Annotated in this window: 6 protein-coding genes and 1 pseudogene; 2 read left to right on the top strand and 5 right to left on the bottom strand. The window is 71.1% G+C overall.

What is annotated here, in order from left to right:
• Positions 1–214: 214 nt before the first annotated feature.
• The 4 genes and pseudogenes from ACP4J3_RS47560 to ACP4J3_RS47545 form a co-directional block, all read right to left on the bottom strand.
• Positions 215–2,419: a xanthine dehydrogenase family protein molybdopterin-binding subunit gene (locus ACP4J3_RS47560; protein ID WP_426543933.1), complete on the bottom strand. Its 2,205-nt coding sequence runs from the start codon at positions 2,417–2,419 to the stop codon at positions 215–217.
• Positions 2,416–3,396 carry an FAD binding domain-containing protein gene (locus tag ACP4J3_RS47555; RefSeq protein ID WP_426543931.1) on the bottom strand — a complete coding sequence of 327 codons (981 nt, stop codon included), beginning with the start codon at positions 3,394–3,396 and terminating at the stop codon, positions 2,416–2,418. The genes ACP4J3_RS47560 and ACP4J3_RS47555 overlap by 4 nt, the downstream gene beginning before the upstream one ends.
• 12 nt (positions 3,397–3,408) lie before the next feature.
• Positions 3,409–4,062, bottom strand: coding sequence for a (2Fe-2S)-binding protein (locus tag ACP4J3_RS47550; protein ID WP_426543929.1), 654 nt, complete (start codon positions 4,060–4,062; stop codon positions 3,409–3,411).
• Positions 4,063–4,119: 57 nt separating this feature from the next.
• Positions 4,120–4,566, bottom strand: a pseudogene (locus tag ACP4J3_RS47545) (NAD(P)H-dependent oxidoreductase).
• 716 nt (positions 4,567–5,282) lie between these two features.
• On the opposite strand from ACP4J3_RS47545, the gene ACP4J3_RS47540 reads away from it, so the two are divergent.
• Complete coding sequence (locus tag ACP4J3_RS47540) at positions 5,283–6,161, top strand: alpha/beta fold hydrolase (protein WP_426543927.1); 879 nt, start codon at positions 5,283–5,285, stop codon at positions 6,159–6,161.
• Between the two features lie 104 nt (positions 6,162–6,265).
• Here ACP4J3_RS47540 and ACP4J3_RS47535 read toward each other — a convergent pair whose 3' ends face one another.
• A complete protein-coding gene (locus ACP4J3_RS47535) occupies positions 6,266–7,240 on the bottom strand; it encodes a TauD/TfdA dioxygenase family protein (RefSeq protein WP_426543925.1) in 975 nt (324 codons plus the stop codon).
• 186 nt (positions 7,241–7,426) lie between these two features.
• On the opposite strand from ACP4J3_RS47535, the gene ACP4J3_RS47530 reads away from it, so the two are divergent.
• Complete coding sequence (locus ACP4J3_RS47530) at positions 7,427–8,257, top strand: aldo/keto reductase (RefSeq protein WP_426543923.1); 831 nt, start codon at positions 7,427–7,429, stop codon at positions 8,255–8,257.
• Positions 8,258–8,290 lie beyond the last annotated feature (33 nt).

Below are 8,290 nucleotides of genomic sequence, written 5' to 3'. Positions count from 1 at the left end.
CCTGGATGACGGTGGCCAGGGCGAAGGGGCGGGCCTCGCGGCACCAGCGGGACAGCGTGTCCGCGATGTTCAGCATGAGTGGCCCTCCTGGGGCGGTGTGGGGAGCCCGCCGCCGCGCCGGCATGGGGGATAGCGGGGCGCGGCGGCGGACCGATCGGTGGGACGGATCTCAGGGCCCCGCGCGGGTGGCGGGAGGGCCCCTGCCGCCCGGGGTTCAGAGCAGGGCTTCGGGAGTGATGGGCAGTTCGCGCACGCGGCGTCCGGTGGCGTGGAAGACCGCGTTGGCGATGGCGGGCGCCACGCCGACCATCACGAGTTCGCCCAGGCTCTTCACGCCGATGGGGTCGGCCCTGTAGTCCTCCCCGTCGAGGTAGATGGCCTTCAGTTCGGGGATGTCGGCGTGGGTCGGCACGAGGTAGTCGGCGAAGTTGGCGTTGACGATCCGGCCGTCGCGGTGGTCGGTGATCGTGTGCTCCAGCAGGGCCTGGCCCATGCCGCCGATCATCCCGCCCAAGGCCTGGCTGTCGGCGAGCTTGGGGCTGATGATCCGGCCCGCGTCGTAGACGCCGAGCATCCGCCGCATCCGGACAAGACCCAGGCGGGCGTCGACGGCGACCTCGGCGAACACCGCGCTGTAGCCGTACATCGAGAACCGGCTCTCCTCCTCCGGGGTGTACGACCCGCGTGCCTCCAGGTGGGTGCGGTTGTTGCGGGCGAGGAGCTGCCGGTAGGTCTCCCCCCGCGCGGGGCTGCCCTTCACATGCATCCGGCCGCCGCGGACCTGGACATCATCGGCGTCGACGCCGTGCAGCGGTGAGCGCTCGTCCTCGACCGCGAGCTTGATCGCCTGCTGCCGCAGCTTGTCGCAGGTGTCCTGGACGGCGGAGCCCACGCTGGCCATGGTCTGCGAGGCGCCCTGCGGCGGGGCCGGCGGCATCCTGGAGTCGCCGAGCTGGAAGGTAACGTGGCGCACCGCCAGGCCGAGGGCGTCGGCGGCGACCTGGCTCATGGAGGTGTACGTGCCCGTGCCCACGTCATGGGTCGCGGACTGGACCACCACGGTGCCGTCGGCATCGAGCCGGGCGTGGGCATGGGCCTCGCTCTGGAAGAGGTCGTAGCAGCCGGTGGCCACGCCGGTGCCGATGAGCCAGTCGCCGTCACGCGTGGAGCGCGGCCTGGGGTTGCGCCGGTGCCAGCCGAACTCGCGGGCGCCGACGCGGAAGCACTCGCGCAGTCGCCGGGTGGAGAAGGGCTGCTGCGTGGACGGGTCTTCGCCGGGTTCGTTGCGCAGCCGCAGCTCGATCGGGTCGATGCCGAGCTTGTAGGCGAGTTCGTCCATCGCCGACTCGATGACGAAGGCGGCAGTGGAATAGCCGGGGCCACGCATCCAAATCGGGGTGACGACATCCAGCGGCACGATCTGGGGCGTCTGGCTGACGTTCGGCACGGCGTAGAGCATCTGCCCCAGCGCCAGGTTGGCCTCCCAGAACTGCTCGTAGCTGGAAGTCTCGTACTTGAAGTCGTGGGTCATCGCGGTCAGCCGACCGCGCCGGCTGCTGCCCAACCGCAGCTTGTACTCGTACGCGGGCCGGAACCCCACGCTGAAGTACATCTGCCTGCGGGTCAGGACGAGTTTGACCGGGCGTTTCACCTCACGTGCGGCGAGCGCGGCGATGGTGATGTTCGGCCACCGCCGCAGTCCGTTGCCGAAGGCGCCGCCGATGAACGGCGTCAGGACACGCACGTCCTCCGGTGGAATGCCGAATACGGACGCGAGCTCGTTCTGTACGCCGATCACGTGCTGGGTCTTGTCCCACAGGGTGAGCTTGTTGCCCTCCCAGCGGGCGATGGTGGAGTGCAGCTCCATCGGATTGTGGTGATTGCGGGAGAAGTGGTAGGTCATCTCCATCCGGACGTCCGCGGAGCCCAGCGCTTTCTCGGCGTCACCCCGCGAGTAGGGCCGCGCGAAGGGCGGAGGTCCGGCTTCGGCCGGGGCGTCGGTCAGGTCGGTCGAGGCCTTCTCGGCGTCGTAGGTGACTTTCACCAGGCTCGCGGCGTGCTCTGCGGCCTCCAGCGTGGTGGCCACCACGACCGCGACCGGCTGGCCGAAGAACCGGACACGGTCGTCCTGGAAGACGTGGATCCGCTCGCCCGGGAAGGGGATGCCCTGGAACTCGCGGTAGGCCAGCTCGGGCGCGTTGCGGTGGCTGATGACCTTCAGCACGCCGCGCTGGGCTTCGGCGTCGCGGGTGTCCATACCGGTGATACGGCCGCGGCTGATACTGCTGTCGACGACGACGGCGTGCACCACCCCGTCGATGTCGTGCTCGGCGGCGTAGGTGGCCTGGCCGGTCACCTTCAGCCGCCCGTCCACCCGGGACAGCGGGGCTCCGACGGCTGCTTGTGGCTGCGGGCTCACTTGCCACCTCCTACGATGCGCAGTTGGCGCTCGACGGTCCGTTCGAGCAACTCGACCTTGAAACGGTTGTGCTGGAGGGGCCGGGCCCCGTCGGCGGCGTGTTCGGCGGCCTGGGCCCACAGGGCGTTCGACGGCCGCTTCCCGATGAGCTGCCGCTCGACGGCGGGCAGCTTCCAGGGCACGGTGCCCACGCCTCCGGCGGCCACCTTCGCCTCGCGGATCACCCCGCGGCTGATGTGCAGCGCGACGGCGGCCGAGGTGAGCGCGAACTCGTAGGACTGCCGGTCGCGCACCTTGAGATAGCCCGACTTCAGCGGGCGCGGATGGGCCGGAACCTCGACTGCGGTGATCAGCTCGCCCGGGCGCAGGGCCTGTTCACGGTTCGGTGTGCTGCCCGGCCTGAGCAGGAAGTCGGCGAAGGGCACGGTCCGCTCCCCGGCCGGGCCCAGCAGGTGCACGTCCGCCTCCAGCGCCGCGAGGGCCACGGCGAGGTCGGAGGGGTGCGTGGCCACGCAGTCCTCCGACGTTCCCAGGATCGCGTGGGTGCGGTTGACGCCCTCCCGGGCCGCGCAGCCCGAGCCGGGCTCGCGCTTGTTGCAGTCGGCGCTCACGTCACGGAAGTACGTGCAGCGGGTGCGCTGCATGATGTTGCCGCCGATGGTGGCCATGTTGCGCAGCTGCGCCGACGCGCTCAGCTCCAGCGCCTCGGAGATGACCGGATACAGCGCGCGCACCGCCTTGTGGGCGGCGGCCTCGGCCATGCTTACCAGGGCGCCGATGCGCAGGCCCCCGCGCCGGGTGACGGTGACCTCGCGCATCGGCAGGGCGCTGATGTCGACCAGCGTCCCGGGGCGTTCGACGGTCTCGCGCATCAGGTCGACCAGCGTGGTGCCGCCGGCGATGTAACGGCCGCCGTCGCGGCCCGCGTCGAGGGCCTCACGAGTGTCGGAGACCTTGGTGAAGGAGAAGGGATGCATGGGGACCGTGCCTCATTTCCCGTGCACGGTCTGCTCGACCGCCCGCACGATCTTCACGTAGCAGCCGCAGCGGCAGAGGTTCCCGCTCATGAACTCCCGGATCTCCTCCGGTGAGCCGGTGTGGCCCTCCTTGATGCAGCCGACGCCGGACATGATCTGGCCGGAGGTGCAGTAGCCGCACTGGAAGGCGTCCTGGTCGATGAACGCCTGCTGCAGCGGGTGCAGCCGTTCGCCCTTGGCCAGGCCCTCGATGGTGGTGACCTCGGCGCCCTCCAGTCGGACCGCCAGCGTCAGGCAGGCGTTGACCCGCTGGCCGTCGACCAGGACGGTGCAGGCGCCGCAGGCACCGGCGTTGCAGCCCTTCTTCGAGCCGGTCAGCCCCAGGTGCTCGCGCAGCAGGTCCAGCAGCGAGGTCCGGTTGTCGACCGTGACGGTGCGGCGCTGGCCGTTGACGGTCAGGGTGACGCGGCTGGTGGGCGATGCCTGGGCCGCGTCCGCGGGCTCGGCGCCGAACACGGACGTTCCCGCTATCAGGCCGCCCGCGACGACCGCGCCGCCGACGACGGTGGTGGTTGCGATGAACGTGCGCCGGGACGGGTCGGACGAAGGTGCCTCAGGAGATCCCTCGGGTGGAGCGACTGTTGACTCGGGGGGCTCGATGGACATGTGCACTCTCTCGGTCGGCGGAGGACGGGTGGTGGTAAGCAGTGGTGCCGCGAGCGGCTATGCGGCGGATGCCGTGTCGGAGTCGGGCCGTGTGTGGCTGCCCGGGAAGCGGGCGGGCGGCGCGTCCTGGGCGAGGAACGTCTTGGCGTGCGCCAGCGCGTCGGTGTCCTCCAGCGCGTCACCCGGCGCGGTGCCGTTGCCGTACAGGACGCCACCGAAGAGTTCATCTGCAGGTACGCGGCCAAGTTGTTGACGGTGCCGACCAGTGGTTCGGCGCCACTGGGTGGCCTCGAAGAGCCGCGCGAGGTTGCTGCCCTGCTCGGGCCGCGTGGTGTGCCCCTCGCCGTGCCGCAGATCGTCGTAGTCGGGAAGAGGATGCTCGGCGAGCGAGATCCACTCCTGCTCGCTGCCGGCGGGCAGCTGCGCGGCGGCCCTGCGCGCGAGCAACTCGGTGTTCCCGTTGCTGCGGTGGCTGCCGAGGACGAAGAGGAAACGGCGGGACAAGGGGATCTCCTTGGTGGGGGGCGTGGGCGACCGCTGGCGTGAGCAGTCCCGCCGGGCGGCGTCACGGCTGCCACATCCCCGGCGGCGCCGGTCGGGCCGGCGTCTCGGGACACGGTTCGCACCGCGGCGGACGTGACCGCCCATCGGCCGGGAGGAGTCCGGCGGCCGGAGGTGGAACACGATCGGCAGCCGCCTCACCGGGCCATCGGTGCGGTACGGCATTTACTCTGCTGCATTCGGCGCCGGACAACGAGCAGACGGTTTTGGGACGACGCGGGGATGTACTACTGCCGTTGGTACGTCTGGCAGTAGCAGGCAGAGCGGCCCGGCCGCCGCAGGCGGCCGTCATGACGACGCGGTGGCCGTACGGTACGCGTACGGCCGCACCCTGAGCTTCGACGGGCCCCTCCCACCGCCGGCCGCCCGGCCGTGCTGATCTCCGCGCGCGGCGGCGGCTACGGCCCCGGCGCCCCCCAAGCACGGCATGGACCACCTGGTGCCGGCGCTGGCCCCTCTCCTCCCCCTCCACGAGGCATCGCTGACCGGCGCCCACGTCTCCCGATCGGCCCGAAAGGCCCAAAAGGCCCGGCCGGTCGGGCCGGTCGGTTCCGAAAGGCAATCGATCACTATGTCCCACCTGCTCATCCGCTGCTCATCCACCCCCGGGAGGATCGAAAAGTCCCCAGGCCTCGATGAGCATCGCAAGGAGCGGAGCCATGCCCCCTGTCATCCCCGGGTTCGACCACCACCGCATCCCGGTCGCCGACGGCGTGTCCCTGCACACGGCCGTCGGTGGATCCGGCACGCCGGTCGTCCTGTTGCACGGCTTCCCGCAGACCCACCTGATGTGGCGGCACGTGGCCGTCGATCTCGCGGCGGACCACACGGTGATCTGCCCGGACCTGCGCGGCTACGGCGCCAGCGACAAGCCGGCCGAGACCGCCGGCGACGCATACGCCAAGCGGACCATGGCCGCGGACATCGTCGCCCTGGCCCGCGCGCTCGGGCACGAGCGCTTCGCCCTGGCCGGGCACGACCGTGGCGCTCTGGTGGCATTCCGGGCCGGACTCGACCATCCGGGCGCGGTGACCCACCTGGCGTGTCTCGACGTCCTGCCGACCCTGGACATGTGGGACGTGATGCACGGCGTCACCGCCGCCGTCGGCTTCCACCTCTATCTGATGGCCCAGCCGCCCGGCCTGCCCGAACGCATGATCAGCGCGGCGCCGGACGCCTTCTTCGGTCACTTCCTCGACATCTGGACGACCGACCGGCGGGCCGTGCCGGACGAGGTCCGTGCCGCCTACCTGGCGGCCTGCCGCGAGGCGGTGCCCTCGATCGTCGCCGACTACCGGGCCTCGGCCGGCGTCGACATCGAGCACGACCGGGCCGACCGGGAGGCGGGAAGCACGCTGCGGATGCCCGTCGCCGTCCTCCAGCAGGACTGGGGCGCGGCCCTCGGTTTCGACGCGGCCGCCCTGTGGCAGGCCTGGGCGCCCGATCTGCGGCACACGACGGTCTCCCACGGCCACTTCATGGCCGAGGAGGCACCGAACGACATCGCGAAGGCGCTGCGGGAACTGCTCACCCGCTGAGGACACACGGGAACCACAGGGGCCCGAGGCCGCCAGGGGAAGGCCGAAGCCGCCATGGGAAGGCCATCCATAAAACAACCGCCGTGGGAAGCCCTCCCGCCCGGCTACCAGCGCCCCGGCTCGGTCCCGGTGATCGGCTCCGAGGGCTTGTCGTCCACCCCGACCGGCACCTCACCGGCGAGCATCACCCGGTGCATGGTCCGGGGGAAGTCGAGGTGGGCGTTGTCGCTGGGGGCGAGGTGGATGGTGGCCCGGTTGTCCCAGAAGGCGACGCTGCCGGGCTCCCAGCGGAAGCGGACCGTGTACTCGGGGCGCACCGCCTGCTCCAGCAGCATGTCGAGGACCGCCCGGCTCTCGGCGCGGGAGAGGTCGGCGATCTGCTCGACGTAGTAGCCGTTGACGTAGAGCACCCGCTCCCTCGTCTCCGGATGGACGCGCACCAGCGGATGCAGCGAGGCGACCTGGTGGTCCAGGAGGTGGCGGACGTACGCATCGTCGCCGGGGCGGGGCTGATAGCCGACGCCGAGGCGGTGCTCGGCCCGCAGTCCGGCCACGAACTCCCTCATCGGGCCGGAGAGCCCGGCGTAGGCGGCGGCCAGGTTGGACCAGGTCGTGTCGCCGCCGTAGGGGGGTACGGTCTCGGCGCGCAGGATCGTCGCGGCGGGCGGGTCGATACGGGCACCGTGGTCGCAGTGCCAGCCGCGCAGCAGGGTGTGGCGGCGGCGTCGCAGCCACTCGTCGTGCTCCATGCCGAACCTCCCGCCCAGCTCCAAGCGGTCGGCGGTCGTCTCGATCTCGGGGAATTCCGCCGGGGACGCGCTCCCCCGCCTGCGCAGGACGACCGGTTCGCCGAACCGGCGCGCGAACGCCACGTGCCTGGCGTGGTCCAGCCGCTGTCCCCGGAAGAACACCACCTTCCAGCGCAGCACCGCCGCCCGGATCGCGGCGACGACGGAGTCGTCGAGATCCGCGGCCAGGTCGACGCCCGTGATCTCCGCCCCGATGTGCCCGGCGACCGGCCGCACCTCGACGCCCGCGACGTGCTCGGCCCCGCCACCTGTGGTCCCGTCCGTCGTCATGCCCGCTCCGTCGGTCGTCCGTCCGCACCGGCTCCGGGGAGATCGTGACAGGGTTCGGCGGGCCTGGCGACAGGGCCTCAGACCTTGACTTCCCGTATCACCGACTCCCGTATCACCGTCCGTTTGATCAATCCCCACCCCATCCATGACGCTGGCTGTACGGCACAGTCGAGGGAAGGTCCGACAGTGATCAGCATTCCGCTGCACACGCTCAACGACGGTACGACGATCCCCGGCATCGGTCTGGGTACCTGGCCGATGGACGACGCCCAGGCGGAGCAGGCGGTGCTGGACGCCCTGGAGCTGGGCTACCGCCTCGTCGACACCGCGACGAACTACCGCAACGAGACGGGGGTCGGCCGTGGTGTCGCCCGCAGCGGTGTTCCACGCGAGGAGGTGGTGGTGACGACGAAGCTCCCGGGCCGGCACCACGGCTACGAGGAGGCCCTCGCCTCCTTCGAGGAGTCCCGGCGCCGCCTGGATCTCGAGTACGTCGACCTGTATCTGATCCACTGGCCGCTCCCCCGCGTCGACAAGTACGTCGACTCCTGGCGGGCCATGATCAAGCTCCGTGAGGACGGTCTCGTCCGGTCGATCGGCGTCTCCAACTTCACGCCCGAGCACATCGGGCGGCTGGAGCGCGAGACCGGGGTCCTGCCCTCGGTCAACCAGATCGAGCTGCACCCGCTGTTCCCGCAGGACGAGCTGCGTGCCTTCCACTCCGGCAAGGGCATCGTCACCGAGAGCTGGAGCCCGCTGGGCCGGGGCAGCGACCTGCTGGACGACCCTGTCGTCAAGGGCGTCGCCGAAGCCCTCGAGGTCACCCCCGGTCAGGTCGTGCTGCGCTGGCACATCCAGCTCGGCGCCCTGCCGATCCCGAAGTCGGGCAACCGCGAGCGGCAGCGCGAGAACCTCGACGTCTTCGGCTTCACCCTGGACGCCACTCAGATGGCCGCCGTCGCCGACCGGGCCCATCGGCGCCTCGGCGGGGACCCCGAGGTGCACGAGGAGTTCTGAGGCGGGAGTCACCGGCGCCCTCTCGGGGTACTC

It is taken from the genome of Streptomyces sp. UG1, from assembly GCF_049974585.1.
In the GTDB taxonomy this organism is placed as follows: Bacteria; Actinomycetota; Actinomycetes; order Streptomycetales; family Streptomycetaceae; genus Streptomyces.
Note: the sequence above shows the minus strand (reverse complement) of the source record. Positions and strands in the feature narration are given on the sequence as shown.